Origin of the sequence: Streptomyces endocoffeicus, from assembly GCF_016741935.1 — a bacterium.
In the GTDB taxonomy this organism is placed as follows: domain Bacteria; phylum Actinomycetota; class Actinomycetes; order Streptomycetales; family Streptomycetaceae; genus Streptomyces; species Streptomyces endocoffeicus.
In genome coordinates, this window is sequence record NZ_JAERRG010000038.1 from 40,188 (window position 1) to 61,504 (window position 21,317).

At 71.8% G+C, this 21,317-nt stretch carries 13 protein-coding genes; 4 read left to right on the forward strand and 9 right to left on the reverse strand.

Going from position 1 to position 21,317, the window contains the following annotated elements:
• Nucleotides 1-351: 351 nt before the first annotated feature.
• Together JK364_RS47340 and JK364_RS47350 are read left to right on the forward strand one after the other, a co-directional pair.
• Nucleotides 352-1,323: an alpha/beta fold hydrolase gene (locus JK364_RS47340; RefSeq protein WP_201857638.1), complete on the forward strand. Its 972-nt coding sequence runs from the start codon at nt 352-354 to the stop codon at nt 1,321-1,323.
• A gap of 301 nt (nt 1,324-1,624) precedes the next feature.
• Nucleotides 1,625-2,470 carry an SDR family oxidoreductase gene (locus tag JK364_RS47350; RefSeq protein ID WP_201857664.1) on the forward strand — a complete coding sequence of 282 codons (846 nt, stop codon included), beginning with the start codon at nt 1,625-1,627 and terminating at the stop codon, nt 2,468-2,470.
• A 271-nt stretch (nt 2,471-2,741) separates the two neighbouring features.
• Here the strand turns inward: JK364_RS47350 and JK364_RS47355 are convergent, their stop codons facing one another.
• Nucleotides 2,742-3,974 (reverse strand): glycoside hydrolase family 76 protein, encoded by a 1,233-nt coding sequence (locus tag JK364_RS47355; RefSeq protein WP_201857640.1) that lies wholly within the window; start codon nt 3,972-3,974, stop codon nt 2,742-2,744.
• A 608-nt stretch (nt 3,975-4,582) separates the two neighbouring features.
• Between JK364_RS47355 and JK364_RS47360 the strand changes: the two genes are divergently transcribed.
• Nucleotides 4,583-5,125, forward strand: a complete 543-nt coding sequence (locus JK364_RS47360) for a class I SAM-dependent DNA methyltransferase (RefSeq protein ID WP_201857641.1) — start codon at nt 4,583-4,585, stop codon at nt 5,123-5,125.
• A 23-nt stretch (nt 5,126-5,148) separates the two neighbouring features.
• Here the strand turns inward: JK364_RS47360 and JK364_RS47365 are convergent, their stop codons facing one another.
• The 5 genes from JK364_RS47365 to JK364_RS47385 form a co-directional block, all read right to left on the reverse strand.
• On the reverse strand, nt 5,149-5,886 hold the full coding sequence (locus JK364_RS47365) for a thioesterase II family protein (protein WP_201857642.1): 738 nt from the start codon (nt 5,884-5,886) through the stop codon (nt 5,149-5,151).
• Nucleotides 5,883-12,068, reverse strand: coding sequence for a condensation domain-containing protein (locus JK364_RS47370; protein ID WP_201857643.1), 6,186 nt, complete (start codon nt 12,066-12,068; stop codon nt 5,883-5,885). Before JK364_RS47370 ends, JK364_RS47365 begins: the two co-directional genes overlap by 4 nt.
• Nucleotides 12,065-13,771 (reverse strand): non-ribosomal peptide synthetase, encoded by a 1,707-nt coding sequence (locus tag JK364_RS47375; RefSeq protein WP_201857644.1) that lies wholly within the window; start codon nt 13,769-13,771, stop codon nt 12,065-12,067. Before JK364_RS47375 ends, JK364_RS47370 begins: the two co-directional genes overlap by 4 nt.
• An 81-nt stretch (nt 13,772-13,852) precedes the next feature.
• Nucleotides 13,853-14,452: a cysteine dioxygenase gene (locus tag JK364_RS47380; RefSeq protein WP_201857645.1), complete on the reverse strand. Its 600-nt coding sequence runs from the start codon at nt 14,450-14,452 to the stop codon at nt 13,853-13,855.
• Between the two features lie 306 nt (nt 14,453-14,758).
• Nucleotides 14,759-15,640, reverse strand: coding sequence for an SCO6745 family protein (locus JK364_RS47385; RefSeq protein ID WP_372462080.1), 882 nt, complete (start codon nt 15,638-15,640; stop codon nt 14,759-14,761).
• Nucleotides 15,641-15,938: 298 nt separating this feature from the next.
• Between JK364_RS47385 and JK364_RS47390 the strand changes: the two genes are divergently transcribed.
• On the forward strand, nt 15,939-17,150 hold the full coding sequence (locus tag JK364_RS47390) for an FAD-dependent oxidoreductase (protein WP_307841624.1): 1,212 nt from the start codon (nt 15,939-15,941) through the stop codon (nt 17,148-17,150).
• 121 nt (nt 17,151-17,271) lie between these two features.
• Here the strand turns inward: JK364_RS47390 and JK364_RS47395 are convergent, their stop codons facing one another.
• The 3 genes from JK364_RS47395 to JK364_RS47405 all read right to left on the reverse strand — a co-directional run bounded on the left by JK364_RS47395 (nt 17,272) and on the right by JK364_RS47405 (nt 21,303).
• Nucleotides 17,272-18,054 (reverse strand): SDR family NAD(P)-dependent oxidoreductase, encoded by a 783-nt coding sequence (locus tag JK364_RS47395; RefSeq protein WP_201857648.1) that lies wholly within the window; start codon nt 18,052-18,054, stop codon nt 17,272-17,274.
• Between the two features lie 120 nt (nt 18,055-18,174).
• The gene (locus tag JK364_RS47400; RefSeq protein WP_201857649.1) at nt 18,175-19,776 is read right to left on the reverse strand and encodes an ABC-F family ATP-binding cassette domain-containing protein; all 1,602 of its coding nucleotides are present in this window, start codon (nt 19,774-19,776) and stop codon (nt 18,175-18,177) included.
• Nucleotides 19,777-19,926: 150 nt separating this feature from the next.
• The gene (locus JK364_RS47405; protein WP_201857650.1) at nt 19,927-21,303 is read right to left on the reverse strand and encodes an MFS transporter; all 1,377 of its coding nucleotides are present in this window, start codon (nt 21,301-21,303) and stop codon (nt 19,927-19,929) included.
• Between the last annotated feature and the right edge of the window lie 14 nt (nt 21,304-21,317).

Here is a 21,317-nt window from a genome sequence, read left to right on the forward strand (position 1 = left end):
GACAACGCGGCGCCGGGCCAACGAGGAGACTGGCGTGCGGCTTCTATACCGCGGCCCGGCCGTTGACATGGAATCGCAAGGAGCACGCAGACATGAGTAACCTCCGGCCCTGCGGGCACGGTGTCCGAAGGGACCGGCCGACCGGGGAAGGAGACGGTCGGGCTGGTGGCGAACAGCTCCGGCTGGGGCCCGTCGCGATGCGGGGTAGTACCAGGCCGCGTGGTGAGCAGCAGGTGGCCCAAGTCAGCTCCTCGAGCACTTCACCAGCCCTGGCGCTACTCCGCCGGGTGTACGCGAGAAGTCGCCCGCCGTACGACGCCCGCGCCCCATGCATTCGCCAATATCGAGGCCATGAGACACCGCACGCTGCACGCCAACGGCATCAACATCCATATCGCCGAAGCCGGGGAGGGTCCGTTGGTCATCCTGCTGCACGGCTTCCCCGAACTGTGGTACTCGTGGCGCCACCAGTTGGGTGCCCTCGCCGCGGCCGGTTTCCACGTCATCGCCCCTGACCTGCGCGGCTATGGTCAGACCACCGTCCTGCCCGACGTCGAGGCGTACGGCATGCAGGCGATGGTGGACGACGTGGTGGGCATGCTGGATGCGCTGGACGAGCCGACCGCCGCGCTGGTCGGTCATGACTGGGGTGCCCAGATCGGCTGGGCGTGCGCCCAGCTGGCCCCCGAACGGTTCCCTGCTCTGGCCGCGCTCAGCGTGCCATACCACCGGCGGCCCCCCGCCCCCATGACCCAGGCCCTGCGCCGCTGGGCGGACGGCAAGTTCAACTGGCTACTGCACTTCCAAGCTCCTGGCGTCGCCGAAGCCGAGTTGCAGGCCGATGTCGAACGCTCGATGCGCCTCATCTTCTCCGCACTGTCCGGGGACGCACCCGACGGTCTGGCGGTCAGACTGCTGACCGGCCTGCCCGCCGGCTCCCGGCTGCTCGACCCGATCCCTGAGCCCGCGCGCCTCCCGTCCTGGCTGGCCGAATCCGACCTGTCCTACTACGCGGAAGAATTCCGCCGCACTGGCTTCACCGGCGCGCTCAACCGGTACCGCAACGTCGACCGCGACTGGGAGGAACTGCCCGCCCTGGGTGCGACCCCGATCCGCCAGCCAGTGCTGTTCGTCACCGGCGAGTCGGACACTGCCACACGCTTTATGGATACGGATGCGATGCGCCAGTATGTGCCGAACCTTCGCGGTCCGGTGGTCCTGCCCGGCTGCGGCCACTGGATCCAACAGGAGCGTCCCAGCGAGGTCAATGCGCTCCTGGTCGACTTTTTGTCCTCCGCCACTGTCCAGTCGGCCGTTCAGTAACCAGTCGTCCAGGGGCCTTCCGGCCTGTCGGGAATGTCCTACCACCGCGGCCATCCCGCGCAGACCCGGGCCCTGCACGCCCACCTGCGCCGGCGCAACGCCCCCGCCCGCCATCCCGACTTGCTCGCCGCCCAACGCAAGGAACACCCCCGCATCCGCGGCGAGAAAGTCATTCGCTGGGGCGAACGCCCGTTGAACGCCATAGCCTGAAGATCACTATTGGCCTGCCTCGCCGCCATCCCAGGATGGTACGTTCCGGTTCTTGGCATATTCGCTGCTATCGCCCGGGGAGGGTGTGACGATGATTCTGGTGACTGGCGCGGGCGGGAACGTCGGAACGGCTCTCCTCACCCGTCTTCGTGCCGACGGCGTGGCCGCGCGGGCGGCTTATCGCGATCCGCACACCACGGCTCAGGTGATCAAGGCTGGCGGTCAGGCAGTGACGCTCGATCTGGCCATACCGGACACGATCAGTCCTGCGCTCGATGGCATCGAGACCGTATTCCTTCTCGGCGCGACGAGTCCCGCCCAAACGACGCACGAACTCAACATGCTGGAAGCCGCCCGTGCGGTTGGCGTCCGGGTGGTCAAGCTGTCGGTCTGGCGGGCCGACGAAGGACTCTCACCCATCGCCCGGCTGCATCAGCCCGTCGAACAGTCGCTGGTCAGGTCCGGTCTGCCCTGGACGATCCTGCGACCCAACTTCTACCTGCAGAACTTCCTGCGCCAGCGGTCCATCCGCGAAGCCGGGGAGTTCAGCTTCCCCTTGATCACCGCACCCATAAGCTTCATCGACATCGGCGACATCGCCTGTGTCGCGGCGAGGGTTCTCACCACCGATGGCCACGACGGCTGCGTCTACGACCTCACCGGACCGAAAGCCCTGACCTACGCTGAAGCCGCCGAAGAGTTTTCCGACGTCCTCGGCAAGCCGGTGCGCTACGTGGGCCTGCCGGACGACGAAGCGCGCGCGGCCATGCTGGATAGCGGAACGCCGGAGTTCCACGTCGATGCCCTGATCGGAGTTGCCCGCGCTTACCGCAACGGCGGTGCCGAGTCTGTCACTTCAACCGTGGCCGACCTGACGGGCCGTCCAGCCCTCGGCTTCGCCGATTTCGTACGCCAGAACCGCAACTTCTTCGATTGATCATGGTCCTCATCGACCTGCACCCGGTATCCGCCACAGGCCCCGACGAGCGGGGGAGGCGGCGTAGCGGATGTCATTGGTGACACCCTGCCCACCACCTGCCCTGCCGGAGCGGCGCATACGCAGCCGGATGGACTGGAGCAGTCCGCCCCTGCCGTCGCGGCGCAGCAGTGGTTTCCCACCAGGAAGGCCGGGTCAGCGGTGGCTTGGGCATGGCGCGTGGGTGTCCTTTGCGTCGAGGGCTGGGTTCGCGTGGCCTCGCCCCGGTGTGTCAGGAGCGCGGGCGGTGGCCCGGCTGGTGGTGGCCCTGCTGGGTGGCACGGGCCAGGGTGGCGAAGATCTGGACCATGGCGGACTGCTCGAGGGTTTCGGCTGGAGCCGCGGGGTCGTAGTCGCCGCCGCCTGAGGGCTGGAAGCGGAACAGCCCGGTTGCGGCGTCTCGGTTGGTGGCGTACGCGCTGTCCGCGTAGGTGGTGATGGCCCGCAGGTAGGCGGGGTCGGGGCGCACCGCGTCCAGGGCGAGCAGGGCCTTGAAGTAGAAGGCGTTGAAGATGGCCGGCTGGTCGTGCAGGCGGCTGTCCTGGGTCCAGTACGCCAGGGAGGCCCGGGCGTCTTCGACGGCCTTGTTCAGGTAGTCGGTGTTGCCGGTGCCGCGGTAGAGGGCGACAGCCGCACCGATCATGGAGCCTGAGTTGTAGCTCCACAGGGTCGGGTCGGTGCTGCCGTCGTCAGCGCGGTCGTTGACGTACAGGCCCGGCGCCTGCCGCATACACGAGTACACCCACCCGTACCATTTCTCGGCCGCGTCCAGGTAGACACTGTTGTGAGTGTCCTCGTAGAGCCTGGCGGCGAGTTCGGCGGACAGCGAGGTGACGTTGGTGGCGCGGATGTTGTTGTTGGGCGAGTCGAACCAGTCCATGCCGCCCGGGCAGGCCTTGGTGCTGTCGTCGTCCCAGGCACGCGTGACGATGGGCATGACCTGTTCGGCACGGTTGAGGAATGTGTTGCCGCCGGTGACCTCGTACTGGTCGAGTTCGCTCAAGCCCACCACGGCGTTGTCGTCGTAGTAGACGTCGCCGCCCGATCCCAGGGGGGCGGGCAGGTAGGACTGGTAACCCGGCCGGTCACCGGAGCCGAAGTACAACTCGACGGTGTCGAAGCGCTCGGCCGCGTCCCGACGGTAGTCCTGGCCGGTGTTCGGGAGTCGCTGCATGTCCACGGCGGCTGCCGTGGCCTCCCGCATCGGCCACAGGTAGGAGTGCTCCGGGTCCCCGGCCCGCCGGGGCGTGCGCTCCAGGTACAGGCCGTGCGCGTCGGGACCTTGGTAGAGGTTGGCCTGCAAGGCCCGGTAGGCGTCGGTGGCGCGGTCGGCCCACCGGGCGGAGGGGACGGTGTGAGGGTGGCGGGTGTGGTGAGAGGACTGGGCGGAGGCGGGGACGGCACTCCACAGCAGCCCGGAGCAGACCGCGGTCACGGTGGCGTGGCGGAGCAGAGATCTCAGCATGGAGTTCCCTTCACGGCGAGGAGGAGGTGCGCAGGGGTAAGCGGTGGATCTTCAGGCTGCTGACGAAGCAGCGCTGGGCGGAGATGCACAGCACCGGAGTCGGCAGGGAGACCAGGAGGGCGCCGGCCGGCGGCCATCCCGGCAAGAAGCCACGCCGAGCGAGCGGCGCAGTCGCACGACGGATCCTGCCCGATGCTGACATTGATCACCTCCACCGAATCGGGCCACATGTGATGGCTGTATGTGAACCACAGGGCACACGCGGACCCCCCGAACTCCGGAGTCACCGAACGCACGTTGCGTGACGTTAACGACACCATTCAGTTCATAGCAAGGGTCTCGATGTGGAGCGAGCAGATGCCAGCCCCTTCACCGCAATGAATATGGAGGTCAAAGGCCCACACAAAGCGCGAAGATTCATGGGAGGTGAGTCGTGGGCCTCTTCGGTTGCCGAACGTTATCGTTAACGGACTTCTTGGCATCCAGTGAGGAGCCGATGTGGTGTCCGCATCTCGTTCGTACGACCCCCATCCCGTCTGCGGACTGGGGTTCACGAAGCACCGGAAATCTGCCTTGGGGCGATGCGGCGGGTGTGCCATGGTGATCGCATGACGTGGAACGGTGAGGAGTACCAGGCCCGGTTCGACCGCATCGCAGTCGAGGGAGGGGATGTCCATGGTGAAGCCGCGCTGATCCGTTCCTTCGCGCCGACCACGGTCCTCGACGCGGGCTGTGGCACCGGTCGGGTGGCCATCGAGCTGGCTCGCCACGGGATCGCCGTGACGGGCGTGGACGTCGACGAGTCGATGCTCGCCACCGCCCGGCGCCGCGCGCCTCAGATCACCTGGTACCGGCACGACCTGGTGGGACTCGACCTCGGACAGTCATTCGACGTGGTGGTGATGGCGGGCAACGTCCCCCTGTTCACCCCACCGGGAACGGAACCGGCCCTGGTGACCGGGGCGGCGAGTCACGTCCATCCAGGTGGGCGCCTCGTCGCCGGGTTCTCGCTGAACCGCGATTACACACTGGACGACTACGACGCTCACTGCCGTGCGGCGGGACTCAACCTCGAAGCCAGATACGCCACCTGGTCCCGGAACCCTTACACCGGCGGAGAGTACGCCGTTTCCGTCCACCGCAGCCCCTGACCGCCCGCCGCCGGGCCCGGCGCTCAGGGCAGCGCGTGCCGGAGCGCGGCGGCGAGTTCCAGCGGACGGTCGCGCAGCAGGTTGTGCCCGGCGGTGATCAGCGCGGTCGTGAGGCCGCTCGTCGTCAGCGCCGACCACGCGGTGATGTCCTCCTCGGCGACGGTCGCGTCCTCCGTGGCGCGGATGGCCAGGATCGGGGAGGCCACGGGTGGCCACTGGGTGGTTCCGGTGAGGTACTCGTAGGTCGCCCGGTAGTCCGCGCGCAGAGCCGGGGCCACCATCTCCAGGACGTCCGGGGTGTCGAGCAGTTCGGCGGGCAGGTAGCCGTCCGCGACGACCTGGGCGAAGAACCGGTGGTCCGGGAAGTCCCAGCACCCGGCGGCCATGCGGACGGGTGTCCCCGGCGCCTGTTGTGCCGAGACCGCGAGCAGAAGGGCGGTCTCCGGCTCCAGCGCACGGGCTGTCTCGTACGCCAGCGCCGACCCCGACGAGTGGCCGTAGAGGATGATCCGCGCCTCGCCCGCATGCGTACGGATGGCGTCCGCCAGCCGCTTGGCCACGGCCGGGAGGTCGGCGATCGGAGCGTGGTCGAGCAGCACCTCCCTGCCGGGCAGACGGATCGCCACCGGGTGGGGGTCCGGGGCCAGGGCCCGGCCCAGTGCCAGTACCGCGCTGACGCCCGCGCCCGCGTGCGGGAACAGGTACGCCACCCGCTCCGGCCGCTCGGCGGGCACGAGGTCCACCAGCCAGTTCTCGCTCACCGCGACTCCCCCTGCGCTGCCTGGTCCAGGACGGCGGCGAGGGAACGGAGGTAGTCGCGGGCGGTGTCCAGAAGGCGTTCCGCCTGGTCGCCGTCGCCCGCGTGTGCCAGCCGCAATCTCAGCTCCTCCCCCTCCGTGTAAGCGCTGAACTCCCAGTGGAATGGCCTGGGGTTGGCCGGGCCCCGGTCGCCTCGGTACGGCAACGGGACCTCCACCAGGCCGTCGTCGTCCCGTCCTGCCGTACCCGCGAACACCGACCCGAGCCTGCCCAGGTAGTTCACGCTCACCCAGGGGCGTTCCGTCTCGGCGAGCCGGGACCGGACGGCGGTGTCGGAGGTGCCGTGCCGCACCAGGGCGTGTTCGAGGGCATGGCGTGCACGGGCCTGCCGGGCACGGTCGAGCACCTCGCGCGGCTCGGCGTCCGGCGCGGCGTCGACCAGCACGAGGGCCAGGGTGGTGAACCAGCCCACGGTCCGCGACAGGTCGGCACCGCCGACCACCTCCTCTTCCCGACCGTGCAGTTCCGTTACGACGCGGACCTCGCGGCAGCCCAGGTCGGCGGCGGCAGCGCTCGACGCGGCCGCCAGTACCGCGTCAGCCGGGTGCGCGCCCCGCCTTCGCAGGCCCTTCAGCAGGGGACGGGTGTGCGCCGAGTCGAGCGCGCGCTCGACGACGCGGGTGCCGCCCTCGTACGTCGTGGGCGGCGGGCCGGGGAGAGCGCCGGGCGTGCCGTCCCGTACGGCTGGGCCGAGGCGCCCGGCGAGGTCGTCGGCGTGCTGCTGCAGGGAACGTGCCCACTGGTGGTAGGCGACGGGCACCGGGGGCAGCCGGACGGGGTCTGCCGCGGCGCAGTTGGCGCAGGCGGTCCGCAGGTCGTCCAGGAACACGCCCCATGACAGCACGTCCACCACAAGGTGGTGCGCGGTGAGGACCAGCAGGCCCCGGCCTGCCCCCTTTCGGATCAGTGTGGCGCGCAGCAGCGGGCCCCCGGCGATGTCGACACCCCGTCTGGCCCGGTCGATCGCGGCGGACACGGCATCGTCGTCGGATGCCGTCACGTCCTCGATCGCCACGGTCTGCGCCGTCGGATCGCTGACCTGCTCCCAATCCGTTGCCCGCTTGCGGAAGCGGTGACGCAGTACGCCGTGGTGGTCGGCCACCGCTTGGACGGCGGCCAGCAGCGTCTTCGAGGCCGGCGACCGCGGCACCCGCACCGCGACCGACTGGTTCCAGTGGTTCGCGTCGGGCAGTTCCAGCTCGAAGAACCAGCGTTGGACCGGGGTCAGAGGGATGGACCTGCGCCGGGCGAAGGTCTCGCTCACTTTTGTCGCCCCGGCGGCCGAGGTGGTGACCCGGGCCAGTGACCGGACGGTCGGGTGGGTGAACAGATGTCGGCGGGTGACCTGCAGTCCCTTTTCGGCGGCCTTCGTGGCGATCCGCACGGCCTGCACCGAGTCGCCGCCCAGCGCGTAGTAGTCGTCATCCAGGCCGACGTCTCCGACGCCGAGGACGTCGCGCCAGACGCTCGCCAGCGCGGCCTCGACCTCGGTCATGTCCTGGACGGGCGTGGGCGCCTGAGCGCCGGCGTCCGCGGGTGCCGGCAGGACGCGCGAGGCCTTGCCGTCCGGCGTCCTCGGCAGCCGCGCCTCGCACCGCAGTCGTCCGGGCAGCAGATGGGCGGGCAACTCGCGGCGCAGCACGTCCATCAGCTCCCCCTCGGACACCGAACCGTCCGTCTCCGCCACCGCGATGGACCGTCCGGCTCCGCCTCCTGGAGCCGTGGCCGCCCGTACGGCCGGGTGGCCACGCAGCACGCGCTCGACCCGGGCCGGGGCGTGGTGGTAGCCGTGCTCGGAGTGAATCTCCGCGATCCGGCCGAGCACGAGCAGCCTGCCGTCCCGGAGGAGCACGCCGGCGTCCCCCGTCCGCCGTACCCGGGCATCGGGTATCAGCGGGTGCCGGAACGAGGGTTTCTCCCGTGCCGCGCCGAGCGGGGCCGGCGCGTCCGTCTCGCCGACGCAGATCTCCCCGGGCACTCCCGTCGGGCAGGCACGGCCCCACGGGTCCACCACGCACAGCAGTGGATCGGCCGAGGCCCTGCCCACGGGCACGATGCCGGTGGCCGGTTCCACGACCGCCGCCGCCTTGCCGGCGGGCACCTCCTCCTCGGCGACCACCGGTCCCCATTCGGCACCGCCGTACCTGTGCACGAGGCGGCTTCGCGGAGCGTGGTGCCGCCACCGGTCGGCGAGGTCCGAGCAGAGGGTCTCGCCACTGACCACCAGGGTCCGCACCAGCGGGGTGCCGCCGCCCTCGTCCAGGCGGCGGAGGAGGTCGGCCAGTTCGGTGGGGGTGACCTGGGCCGAGGCCGCCGCCCGCCCCCGGGCGAGCTCCGCCAGTCGCGTGGCGGGAGGCAAGGGCACCGCGGTACTCCCTGCCGCGAGGGCGGTGAGCAGGTCGAGCGCGAGCCGGTCGGCCGTGCCATGGGCGATCAACACCTCGCCGCGCTCGTCGTCGCGCACCGCGCCGGTGAGCGCCCGGTGCGTGAGCACCATCGGCCGTCGGGCGCCGGTGGTGCCGCTGGTGCGTACCACCAGCGCGGGCCCGCGCGGACCATAGGGGCGCTCCGCCGGGGGCGCGGACGCCGTGGACGTACCGTGGACGCGCACCGTGGGTGGGCCCGGGGCGTCCGCGGACCCCGCCATGTCCACCAGGGCCGATGCCCCCGCATCGGACGGCTCGGCGGGGGCGGAGTCGTCCTGTGCGGTGACGGGGGCGCAGACCAGGCCCGCGCGCAGCACCCCGAGGCACGCGGCGGCCAGGCCGGTTGCCCGTTCGGCCCGCACGGCCACCACGGCGGAGCGGTCTGGATCGGTGTGGACGGCGAGTGCGGCCGCCACCCGGTCCGCGGCCCGGTCGATCTCGCCGTAGGTGGCCGTATCCGTGCCGTCGGCGATCGCCAGGGCCGCGGGGTCCGCCTCGGCCCACCGTCGTACGCGGTCGGCGATCGGCTCATCGGGGCGCGCTCCGGTGAGCCCACCCGGGCGCGAGGCCGGCGCGGACAGGGTCCCCAGCTCGGTGTCGGGTGCGGCGAGCAGGGTGTCCAGCAAGGTCTCGAACCGGGCCGCCAGCCGGCGCACCGTGGCCCGGGTGAACAGGTCCGCGTCGTACTCCCAGGTGATCGAGATCGAGTCGTCGCCCTCGAAGACCGCGCCCGCCAGATCGTAGACGGCTCCCGTGCGGCGCAGCGCGACCGTTTCCAGGGTCAGCGGGCCCAGGGGCACGCGTACGCCGTCGCGGTCGGCGAACAGCAGCGCGCCCACTCCGCTCAGCGCGGGGTCGTGCGCGGTGTTCTGCCCGAAGCCGACTTCCACCAGTGGAGCGCGACTTCGGTCGCGGGGTGCGCCGACCGGTTGCAGCAGGTCCTGGAAGGTGGGGCCGCTGTGCCCGAGCGCCGCGAGCAGCGTCTCGGTGACCGAGTCGAGCAGGGCGGAGAACGTCTGGTCCGGTGCCAGCCGGACCCGGTGCACCACGGGGTTGACGAAGTAGCCGAGCACATCGGCGAACTCGGGCCGTTCGCGGCCCGCGATGTTCACCCCGACGGCGCTGTCGGCGCGTCCGGTGTGGGCGTGCAACAGCACGTGGAACACCGTGAGCAGCACGGCGAACGGGGTTGTGCCGGTGGCGCGGGCGTGGGTGCGGACGGCGGCTGCCCGGGCCGGCGACAGCTCCGTGCGCACCGTCGAGCCGCGCTGCCCGCGCACCACCGGTCGGGGCCGGTCGGTGGGCAGGTCCGCGGGTAGCGGCGGGGGCGTCAGATGCCGCACCCAGTACTCGAGGTCCTCGGCACCCTGGGGTGTCCGGGACCGTGTGAGCGACCAGGCCGCGAAGTCGGTGTAGGTGTGCGCGGGGGCGGGCAGGTACGCCTCGGCTCCGGTGCTCTCCGCCGCGTAGACCACCGCGAGCTCCCGCAGCATGGTGATCATGGACCAGTAGTCCGTGATCAGGTGGTGTTGGGACACCACCATCACCGGCCCCTTGGCCCATCCGGTGTAGAGCCGGACGCGCAGGGGCGGTCGCGCGGCCAGGTCGAAGGGCTCGAACGCCGTACGGACCAGGTCCTCGCGGTTCGTGCGGTCCCAGGCCGGCGGCACCGGTACGACCGCGAAGTCCACCTCCGGCCCGGCGGACACCTGCTGCACGGGGGTGCCGTCGCGCAGCGGGAAGGAGGTGCGCAGAACGGGGTGCCGGTGGGCCAGGGTCGTCCACGTCCGCCGCAGTGCCGCCACGTCGCAGCCGTCGGTCAGGCGCGCCGCGAAGGCCACCACGTAGGCCGATCCGCCGAGGTCGAGGTTGTCGGCGTGCCACAGCGACAGCTGGTTCGGTGCCAGCGGGAAGCGGCCCTCGACGGGTCCGTGCGAAACCGGATCGGGGTCGTCCCCGGGTCCGTCGAGCCCTTTCACGAGTTCGTCGGTCAGCTCCGCCAGCGCGCGCGGGCCCAGGAGAGAGGGCAGCGGCAGCCTCACCCCCAGGTCCCTGTGCACGGCCATGCGCAGCCGCAGCGCGGCCAGGGAGTCCACGCCGGCCGCCCGGAGCGGGGCGCCGGGGTCCACCGCTGAGGGTGTCGTGCCCACCACCTCGGCCACCTTGAGGCGCAGGTGGTCGCACACCTCGGTGCGCCGCCGGTCCGGGGGCAGCGCCGCCAGCCGCTCCCGCAGGCCGGCCTCCGTCTCCTCCTGCTCCTCCGCGAGCCTGGCGGCGAGCACCGCGCGGCGAATCTTGCCCAGCGGGGTGCGGGGCACCTCGGCCACCACGCGCACCCGCTGGGGCACCGCGTAGGGGGGCAGGCGCCGTGCGCAGTGCGCGAGCACGTCGGGGGGTTCGGGCCGGGCCGCGTCGCGCAGTCGTACCGCCGCCACCAGCAGTGCTCCCCGGCCGGGCAGCGGGATGCCGGCCACTCCGGCGTCGGCGATCAGCGGGTGGTCGGCCAGCACCTGTTCGACCTCGACCGGATTCACCTTGTGCCCGCCGGTGTCGATCAGGACCCGGGACCGCCCGACAACGGTCAGCCTGCCGCGTGTGTCCAGCCTGCCCAGGTCACCCGTTCTGTGGTGGTCGCTTCCGGGGTCGTTGACCACGGCGGGACCGTGCACCACGATCTCGCCCGTCGCACCCGGCGGCAGTGGGGCGCCGCTCTCGTCGGTCACTTGGACCTGTACGCCCTTCAGCGGGGTTCCGACCGTGCCCGGGGAGGGCTCCGCGCCGACGTCCCAGCAGACGCTGCCCGCCTCCGTGCTGCCGTAGGTCTGGCGCACGGGGATGCCGAAGCGCGCTTGGAAGCGCCGCGCCACGGCGGGATCGAGGAAGTTGCTCCCGGACAGGCACAGGCGCACCGTGCCCAGGTCGACCGGGGTGTCCGAGGGCAGGTCGGCCAGGGCGTCGAAGATCTGGGGCACGGCGATCAACAGCGTGACGCGGTGCCGGGCCAGGGCGTGCGCCACGGCGTCCACCGACGACGCGCCGGCGCTCCGGTCCGGCAGCACCAACGTGGCGCCGGAGCGCACCGCCGCCAGCAGGCAGCAGAACTGTCCGAGGGCGTGGAACAGCGGCAGCGGGCAGAGCAGGACGTCAGCGGCGGTGATGCCCGCCGTCGCGGTGATGTTGGTCGCTTCCGCGACCTGGTGGGCCTGGCCGCGGACGACGCGCTTGGGTTCGCCCGTGCTGCCGGAGGAGAGAGCGGTCACCCACGGGCCGTTGGCCTGTGACGGCGGGCGCTCCGCCGCCCCCCGCGCCCGGGGCAGGGGGGCGTCCACGGTGAGGACGGGGCAGTCGGCGAGTGCGGCGACGGGGTGTCCCGACGTGGTGACCACGACGGCCGGCCGGCCGCCGGCCAGCCTCCGCCGCAGTACCTCGTCCGGCTGGTCCGGATCGATGGCCTCCACCGTGCAGCCCGCCTCGGCCGTGGCGAAGTAGGCGATCGCGAACTCGGGCCGGTTGTCCAGCGCGAGCAGCACGTGGGCGCCGGGGGACGCGCCCGCGCCGGTCAGCGCCGCCGCGAAGCGGGGCACGGCCGCCGCCAGTTCGCGGTAGGTCAGCGACCGCTCGCCCTGGACGATGGCGGTCGCCTCGGCGTGGGCGGTCGCGGTGGTCGTGACCATGTCGAGCACGGGGCTTGCGCTCACTGCTTATCCTCCGTCAGCCGCTCGGCCAGCTTGGCAGGGGTGGGGTGGACGAACACTTCGCGTACGCTGACCCGCAGGCCCAGCCGCAGACCGATCTCGGTCACCGCGGTCACCGCCCGCGCCGAGTCACCGCCGTGCAGGAAGAAGTCGGAATGGACGGTGAGGCCGGTGACGCCCAGCACTCGTTCCCACACCGGCACCAGCGCCTGCGGGGTCGGCGCCGGGCGTGCCGGACCCGACCGGGCGCGCAGCAGCGCCCTCCGGTCGATCTTGCCGGCGGGAGTCGTGGGCAGCCGGTCGACCGTGCGCACCTCGGTGGGCACCATGTGGCCGGGCAGCAGCCGGCTCAGGTGGGCGCGGAGGTCGGCGGTGTCCGCGTCGCCGTGCCCCGGGTGCCACTCCACGAAGCACACCAGCCGCTCCGCACGGCCCGCGTCGTCCGTCGCGGCGGCCACCGCCGCCCGCCGGACCGCGGGATGGGCGACCGCCGCGCTCTCCGTTTCGCCCGGCTCGACGCGCTTCCCGAGGAGTTGCACCTGGTCGTCGAGGCGGCGCAGGAACTCCAGGTCGCCCGAGGGCAGTTCGCGGACCAGGTCGCCGGTGCGGAAACAGCGCTCCCCGCCCACCTCGACGAACCTGCGCGCGGTGCGCTCGTCGTCGCCGACGTAGCCGATGCCGACGGTCGGGCCGCCCAGGTACAGCTCGCCCGGTGTGCCGCGCGCGACCGGCGCTCCCCGCGGGTCGCGGACACTGGCCCTGATGTGCGGCAGCGGGGTCCCGATCGGCGGCAGGATGCCGCGGTCGGGCCACGCGGAGACATCGCAGAACACGGCGCCGGCGACGGTCTCGGTCGGCCCGTACTCATTGAGGACGCGGCTGGGGAATCCCGGCGGTGGGTAGGCGGCGAGTCGCTCGCCGCCGGTGCGGATGAGCCGTACCTCACCGAGGTCCACGCCGTCGAGACGGAATATCGACTCCAGCAGCAGCGGGGGGACGTAGGTCTGGGTGATCCGGTTGGCGCGCAGCCAGTCCACCAGCGCGCGGGGCGACGAGCGGTCGGCGTCGGACGTGATGTGCACGGATGCGCCCGTGCTCAGGAACGGCCAGAGCTCGTCGATGGTGACGTCGAACCCCGGCGAGCCGATCTGCGCTCCGCGCTCTCGTGGCGATGCGCCCACCAGCCGCGCGTACGCGGCGACGTACACGTCCAGGGCCGCACGGCTGATCAGGGCGCCCACCGGCGTCCCCGTCGATCCGGAGGTGAACAGGCAGTAGGCGGGGTCCTCCGGGCGGGCGCCCGGAGCGCGCGGGGCGGGGCCGCCCCGGGTGGGCAGCCCATCGGGCCGGACCGTGGAGACGCCGGCGTCCCCGGCCAGTTCCTCGTCGTCGGTGATGAGCAGCGCCACGGAGGCGCGCCGCACCAGCAGGCGCAGCCGGTCCGGTGGCTGGGCCTGGTCCAGCGGGGTGAAGCAGGCACCCGCGAGCAGCACGGCGAGTTCGAGCACGAACAGGTCCGCGGTGCGGGGCAACACCAGCCCGACGCGGTCCCCGGGGCGTATACCGAGGGAGGTCAGGGCGCCGGCCGCCGCACGGGCGGCGGAGTCGAGTTCGGCGTAGGTCAGCCGGGTGCCCCGGTGGTCGGTGAGCGCCGGGGCGTCCGGCGCCCGGCGGACCTGGCGGGCCACGGCGTCGAGCATGTCCATCGTTACCCCTTTTCTGCGGGACCGGACGCGCACGCTGGGCGTGGCGCGCCCCCGGCGGCCGGGAGGTGTGCCCCGGCGGGGTCAGATACGGGTGCGCGTGGGCATCCTGCGCGCGACCCGGCACTCGTCGAACCACAGCGAGGTCTCGGCCGTGCGGAAAGAGCCGTCCGGCGTGGGCTCGTACTGCCGGTAGCGGTGGATCGCGGTGAGGTAGATGTGGACGGTGGCCGCCCAGCGCGTCTCTTCGTTGACCATCAGGTGCAGTTGCTTGTCGGCCTCGGGCAGGATCGGGGTGACCCGGCCGGGCGCGATGGTGAACTCGCTGCCCTGGGTGAGCTTGACACGCTCTCCCTGGCACCGGGTGACGCCGTACTTGATCTCCTTCGCCTCGCCGGTGAGCGCGCTGACCGCGCCGATCGTGTCGTCGTGGTCGTGTATCGGGCTCCCCCGTCCCGGACCCCAGAACACCAGGACGATCTGGTAGGGCTCCCGCGGGTCGTTCAGCAGCAGCCGCGTGTAGTTCCCGCTCGGTCCGTACGCCTCGGCGAAGCCCTGGTTCTCCGCCGAGGTGGTGAACTCCGCGAGCGGGCGGGAGAGGCTGTCGATCACCTCCTGGTGTGTGAGTTCGTCGGCCTGACACTTGATCTGTGCGACCGCGTCGATGAGTGTGGTGACGTCCATGGATCACTTCCACTGCGTGAGTCGTATAGCTCCGCTGGGGGTTGGTCGCGTGGGCGGACGACCTGCTGAGGTCGCCGGTCGGGGCAGGGCGGGCGGGACCGGGTACCGGCGGCTCGTCCCGGGCGTTCCCGGCTGAGGAGCGGGTCGCGTCCGGATGGCGGTACGGACACGACCCGCAGCGGGACGGCGAGCGGAAGGTGGTGGAGTGGGCAGCGGTTGGCGGGTGGTGTGCGAGATGCTCCTTTCAGGTCGGCACCGGTGGTCGGCGGGAACTACCGGCGCGAGCGGACGGGGGTGGGCTCGATCTCACCCGTGGGCGAGCTGGTCCGCCGCGTCGTTGGCGGGCAGCTCGCCTGAGGCGACCACGGCGTCGTGGAGCGGCTTGCACAGCGCGATCAGCCGTTCCGCGCGTTCGGCTCCCAAGGCTCGGTAGGGGGGAGCCGCGGCGGCGTCGGTCGCGTCCTCGATCCGGGAACGCAGCCGTCTGCCCGGTTCGGTCAACCGTCCGGAGGAGTCCAGGAGGCCCGATTCGGTGAGCGCCGTCACCTCCGCGTCCCACTCCCCCTCGGACCAGTCGCGGTGCTCGCGCAGCTGCTGGGCCCCGAACAGGCTTCTGCCGGTGGCGGTGTCGGTGACCAGCGCCGCGATGGCGCCGACCCCGTGGCCGACCAGCGCGGTGATGTGGCCGTCGCCCCGGTGCTCACGCAGCAGCGTGATGGCGTGCCACAGCACCAAGTGCGGTTCACGGGGCCACGGCAGCTCGGCGTGCGCGGCGTACAGGGGCCGTCCCTCGGGGGAGCATGCCTCGGCGGCGACTCGGGCGAGTGCGGCCGCCTCGGCGACCTCCGGGCTGCCCACCGCCTCGTCGCCGAGGATGCGGCTCAACGCGCGGTCCACGGCAGTCAGACGGGCCTCGGTCACGCGCTCCGGCGAGGCCAGGTCCCACGCCCTGGGCAGATGGCGGGCGACGAGGGCGGGGTTGAAGTTGTAGAGCATGGCTGCCACCGCGGCGGACGAGGCGCGGCCGAGCGCAGCGGCGCGGCCGGCGAAATACGCCATGTGCCCTGGCTGGAGTCCCGCGGAGGTCAATTCCTGTTCGACCTCGGGGGCGAAGTAACAGAGCAGGTGTATGGGATCTGTCTGCTGATGACATCGCGCCGCAATTAGCGGAATCGAATCGCTGACCATAATGCGATGCTAGGTTGGCCCACCGAGCGGCGTCAACGGAATGCCGAAGCAATAAAAGAATTTGAGCCAAGGCCATGCGGCGGAGTGTCGGTCCGTAGCCGGACGGGTATCTGTGGTCGCGCGGGGGACGGTTTTCCGGGCGCGAATCAGCCATCTGTGACGGAAACTTTTTCAACAAGTCGACTGCACCTCCATAGCGCATCTGACCTGCTGCTTTAGGCAGCATTTCACTGCATCGCCCATCGACCGGTGCGAGTTGCGCGAACACTGGAGTCGACTTTGTCGCGAAGAAAGGAAAGTGTTGAGCGTTAATCAATTAGGCACGGCAGATCACCCTTACGATGTCTTGGTCGTGGGCGCGCGGTGTGCTGGTGCCCCGCTGGGAATGCTTCTCTCCCAACGCGGTTACGCGGTGGAGCTGGTTGATCAAAATCCCATCGGAACCGATACGGTATCCACGCACTGGATCCGGTGGCCGGGTGTTCAACAACTCCGCGCATGGGGGCTTGTTCCGGCATTGGAGAAAACGGGATGCCCGCCCATCGCAAGTGCCTCGCTCGACTTCGAGGGCCGGGTGGTGACGGGCGGACCGAGGGCCGCGGGGACGGAAGCCGTGACCTACGCACCCCGGCGGACCGAGTTGGACGCCCTGTTGGTGGCCGAGGCCCGCGCCAAGGGGGCGCGGCTGCGGGAACTCTTCGCGGTCACCGGTCTCATCGTCGTCGACGGCAGGGTGGCGGGGGTACGGGGAACCGGCCCGGACGGGCCCGCCGGCCTGCACGCCCGCGTGGTGGTCGGGGCCGACGGCCGCAACTCGACGGTCGCCCGCCTGGTGGAGGCCCCGGTCCTGGAGGACAGGGGGGTTCTCGCACGCAGCCTCTACGGCTACTGGACGGGGGTCGCGGAACGGGGGGTGCGGGTGGTGTTCCGCGGTCGGCGCGGCATCTCCCTGTGGCCGACGAACTGCGATCTCACCGTGGTTTCGCTGGTCTTCCCTCCCGAGGAGGCTCCCGGCCCGGGGCGTTCGGCGCTGGATGAGTTCTACATGTCGTCCCTGACGGAGGTCCCCGAGGTCGGCCGGGTGCTGGCGAGCGCGGACCTGGTGTCCCAGCCCCGGTCCGCAGCCGTCCGCAATGCCCGCAGGCACGCCCACGGCCCGGGATGGGTCCTGGCCGGGGACGCCGGCCACCACAAGGATCCCGTCTCGGCTCAGGGGATCTCCGACGCCTTCGCCGACGCCGCCGTGCTCGCCGACGCCCTCGACGCCGGGCTCTCGGGTGCGGTCGGGCTCGACGAGGCGCTGGCGGGCTATGCCGCGACCCGCGATGCGCAGCGGCTCGCGGCCTTCGCCTACACCTGCGAGCAAGCCGAGTTGCGTCCCTTCACCGCGGAGTTCCTCGACGACCTGGCGCGGACCGCCGCCGACGAGCGGGCCGCGGAGGCCTTCGTCAACTCCTTCGTCGGATGTGACGCACCGTCGGACGCGGGCTGGCTCGGCGAGTCCCACTAGGTCGGGTCCGCGAAGTCGCCGCGGAGCAGCGCGCGGCGTCTGGTGCCGGGGGCGGCTCGGCGGGACTTCGCGGACACGGCCCGGGAACACGGGCTCTCCTCTCCGTGGTCGGCGGGCGCGGTCAGTGTGCGAGGCCAGGGGGCAGCCCCAGGAACAGGCCACCGCTGACCTCGATGAGCTGTCCGGTGACCCACCTCGCGTCGTCCGAGGCGAGGAACGCCACGACGTCGGCGACATCGGCGGGGGTGCCGATCCGGCCGAGCGCGGTCATGTCGATGATGACCTGCCTGGTCTCCGGCTGCTCCCGCCGCTCGGCCGCGGTCAGGTCGGTGTCCACGGCCCCGGGGGCCACGGTGTTCACCGTGATGCCCCGCTCGCCCAGCAGGTGCGCCAGGGTCCGGTTCATCGCCACCACCGCGGCCTTGGCCATCGTGTACGCCACGTCCGCCACCGCCACCCGGACCGCCGCGGAGGAGACCGACACCACCCTGCCGCCGTCGGCGAGCAGCGGCAGCGCGCGCTGCACCAGGAAGAAGGGTGCCCGGGCGTTCACCGCGAACAGCCTGTCGAAGATCTCGGGGGTGGTGGCCTCGAAGAACGTCGTGCTGAAGCCCGCGTTGCTGACCAGCACGTCGAGTCTGTCCCTGCCGCCGTCGGCGAACGTGGAGCCGGCCTCGGCCAGCAGGCCGTCCACTCCGGCGACCGTCGAGAGGTCGGCGCCGACGGCGAACGCTTCTCCGCCGCGTTCGCGGATGTGCGTCACGGTCTCCCGGGCCGCCTGCTCGTCGTGTCCGTAGTGGACGGCCACAAGGGCGCCGTCCGCCGCCAGCCGTTCGGCGATGCCGCGGCCGATCCCGCGCGAGGAACCGGTGACCAGTGCTGTGCGGCCTTTCAGGTCGGGCATGGTGCTCCCTCAGCTAATCGGCCGGTCCACAAGGACCGGGTATGGCCGTATGGTCTTCCGCCGGCAGGGGCCCGGAGGGACACGGTCCCGACGGACCGGGCGGCGTGCCGTGGTCCGGGATCAGGCCAGGGAGATCAGGTCGGCGTACTCCTCACTCCACAGGTCCTCCTCCCCGTCGGGCAGGAGGAGGACCCGGTCGGGGCGGAGTGCCTCCACCGCGCCGCGGTCGTGGGTGACCATGATGACCGCGCCCGGATACTCGCCCACAGCGGCCAGGACCTCGTCGCGGGAGACCGGGTCCAGATTGTTCGTGGGTTCGTCGAGCAGCAGCACGTTCGCGCCGGAGTGGATGAGACACGCCAGCGCCAGCCGGGTCTTCTCGCCGCCGGAGAGCACACCGGTGGGCTTGTCGGCGTCGTCGCCCCGGAACAGGAACGCGCCCAGCACCTGTCGCACCTCGCCGTGGGTCAGCCCCGGGGCCGAGGACGACAGCGACTGGAACACCGTCGCGGCGGGATCGAGCGCGTCGTGCTCCTGGGCGAAGTACCCCAGGCGCAGGCCGTGTCCCGGCACCACCCGCCCCCGGTCGGGCCGCTCCTCGCCGGTCAGGACGCGCAGCAGTGTGGTCTTGCCCGCGCCGTTGAGTCCCAGCACGACCAGCCGGCTGCCCCGGTCGACGGCCAGGTCGATTCCGTCGAAGACCGTGTGCTCGCCGTACGACTTGGCCAAGCCGACCGCCGCCAGCGGGATGCGGCCGCAGGGCTTCGGGGTGGGCAGCCGCACCCGGGCCACGCGTTCGGCCCTGCGGGCCGGCTCCAGCTCCCGCAGCATGGTGTCCGCGCGCCGGACCATGTTCCGCGCGGCCACCGCGGTCGCCACGTGTGACCGCATCTTCTCCGCCTGCGCGCGCAGCGCCGCCGCCTTGCGTTCGGCGTTGACACGCTCCCTGACCCTCCTGCGCTCGGCGGCCTCGCGGTCCGCCTGGTAGCGCCGCCAACCGGTGTTGTACACCTCGATCGCGAGCCGTTCGGCGTCGACGTGGAAGACCCGGTTCGCCACGGCCGCGATCAGGTCGGTGTCATGGCTGATCATCAGCAGGCCGCCGGAAAACCCGGAAAGGAAGGTACGCAGCCAGGCGACGGAGTCAGCGTCGAGGTGGTTGGTCGGTTCGTCGAGCAGCAGCGTGTCCTGCTCGGCGAAGAGGATGCGCGCCAACTCCACCCGCCTGCGCTGCCCGCCGGACAGTTCACCGAGCCGCTGTGTCAGTACCCGGTCGGGCAGCCCGACGCCGGCGGTCACCTGCGCGGCGCCGGCCTCGGCCGCGTATCCCCCCAGGACGTCGAACTCGTCCTGCGCCCTGGTATAGGCGCGCATGGCCCGCTCCCGCTCGGTGTCGGACCGGGCCTCGGCCATGGCGGTCTCCGCGGCGCGCAGTGCGGCCATGACGCGGTCCAGGCCGCGGGCGGCCAGAACCCGGTCCATGACCCTCTGGTTCTGATCGGCTCCGCGCGGGTCCTGTGCGAGGTACCCGACCGGCCCGGTCGCCTTGACGCTCCCGGTGGCGGGCCGCAGTTCACCCGCCACCGTGCGCATGAGCGTCGTCTTGCCCGCTCCGTTGCGCCCGACGAGGGCGACCCGGTCACCGGGGGAGATGTGGAAGTTGACGTCCGACAGCAGCAGACGTGCACCAACCCGCACATCCACATGAGAAGCTGTAATCAATGAATACTCTCCGTGGCTTCCTGAAGGCAGACCTGTCCCTTGAGGCGGGGTCGGTCGCTAGGAAACACGCGGAGTAGACATGCGGGTCATGCTAGCAACCTAACGGCGAGACATGCCAGCCGATTCCTCGTGCGCACGGGGCTCATCGGCTCAGCCCACAGCGGTACTCCGCCTCGCGGGGGCGGTGCGCGAGGCGCCCACCGCCGCGGCGGCGCAGACGGCCGCGGCCGCCAGGCCGAGCACCCCCATCCCGGCGCCGAACCCCAGGTGCCCGGCCTCGCTGGCGCCGACGAGCACCCCGGCCGCACTCGTGCCCAGCCCGGCCGCGGTCACGTCACTGATCTGCAGGGCCGACGAGTTCGCTCCCGTCTCGTCCTCGGCCGACTGTTCGAGTACGAGTACACCGGTGGTGGGAACGCACACCCCCATGCCCAGTCCGCCCACGATCCACAGCAGGTACACCGGCCACCCCGGAGCCCCGTCCAGGCACAGGGCCGTCATGCCCACGAAACAGCACACCAGGGCGATGAGACCTCGCCGAAGCAGCGACGGCCTCGCCATCTTGGTGATCCGGCCCTGCGCCTGGGCCCCGGCCCACCAGCCGATGGATCCCGCCAGCAGGGGCAGGCCCGCGGCCGCGGTCCCGAAACCGTGGAGCGTGGCGAGGGTCAGCGGCACGACGGACTCCAGGGCGTAGAACGCCCCCGCCAGCAGGCCGCGCACCGCGATCACAGCGGGCACTCCCCGGCGCAGCCGTGCCGCCCCCCGGGGCAGCAGTTCCCTCAGCCCCGCCACCAGCGCCAGCAGACCGGCCACCAGCAGCAGCACGGCCAGCGGCGTCCGCCCGGCGACGGCGGCGTCCCCTCCCGTCTGGAGCACGACGACTCCACCCCCCGCGAGCAGCGCGAACAGGGCGCTGCGGAACCCGCCCGCCGGGGCGCTACCGGGTGCGGGCGACATGCGCAGGGCACGGAGCAGCGCCCCTCCACAGGCCAGCGCCAGCGGCACCAGACCGAGGAACACCCAGCGCCACCCGGCGTGCGCGGTGATCGTGCCCGAGAGGACCGGCCCGATCAGCGCCGGCAAGACGTAGGCCGCGGAGATGATGGCCAGGGCCCGGGGGCGCAGTTCCGGCGGGTAGGCGGTGGCCACGATCTTGAACACCGCGGTCGAGGCCAGCCCGACGCCGATCCCCTGCGCGCCCCTGCCCAGGACGAACATCGCCATGTTCACGGCGGTTCCCGCCACCAGCAGTCCGGCGGTGAACACGGCGATGCCGGTGAGCAGAGGCCTGCGCGGACCGACTCGGTCGCACCACTGGCCCGCCGCGCCGAGGCCCATCAGGTTCGTGACCAGGAAGGCGCTGTAGGACCAGCCGAAGTAGGCGAGCCCGCGCAGCTCGCGCACCGCCGAGGGCATCGCGGTCGCGACCGCCAACCCCTCGAACGCGAACAGGCTGATGGCCACGGCGATACCGATGCTGGTGAGCCGCCACTGCGGCGCGAAAACCCCGGTGGAACGTTCCACGATCTCCAAACCCA

Excerpts from the sequence above, each read along its gene's own strand:
- JK364_RS47340 (WP_201857638.1), top strand. The coding sequence starts at position 352 with ATGAGACACCGCACGCTGCACGCCAACGGCATCAACATCCATATCGCC.
- JK364_RS47350 (WP_201857664.1), top strand. The coding sequence starts at position 1,625 with ATGATTCTGGTGACTGGCGCGGGCGGGAACGTCGGAACGGCTCTCCTC.
- JK364_RS47355 (WP_201857640.1), bottom strand. The coding sequence starts at position 3,974 with ATGCTGAGATCTCTGCTCCGCCACGCCACCGTGACCGCGGTCTGCTCC.
- JK364_RS47360 (WP_201857641.1), top strand. The coding sequence starts at position 4,583 with ATGACGTGGAACGGTGAGGAGTACCAGGCCCGGTTCGACCGCATCGCA.
- JK364_RS47375 (WP_201857644.1), bottom strand. The coding sequence starts at position 13,771 with ATGGACATGCTCGACGCCGTGGCCCGCCAGGTCCGCCGGGCGCCGGAC.
- JK364_RS47380 (WP_201857645.1), bottom strand. The coding sequence starts at position 14,452 with ATGGACGTCACCACACTCATCGACGCGGTCGCACAGATCAAGTGTCAG.
- JK364_RS47385 (WP_372462080.1), bottom strand. The coding sequence starts at position 15,640 with ATGGTCAGCGATTCGATTCCGCTAATTGCGGCGCGATGTCATCAGCAG.
- JK364_RS47395 (WP_201857648.1), bottom strand. The coding sequence starts at position 18,054 with ATGCCCGACCTGAAAGGCCGCACAGCACTGGTCACCGGTTCCTCGCGC.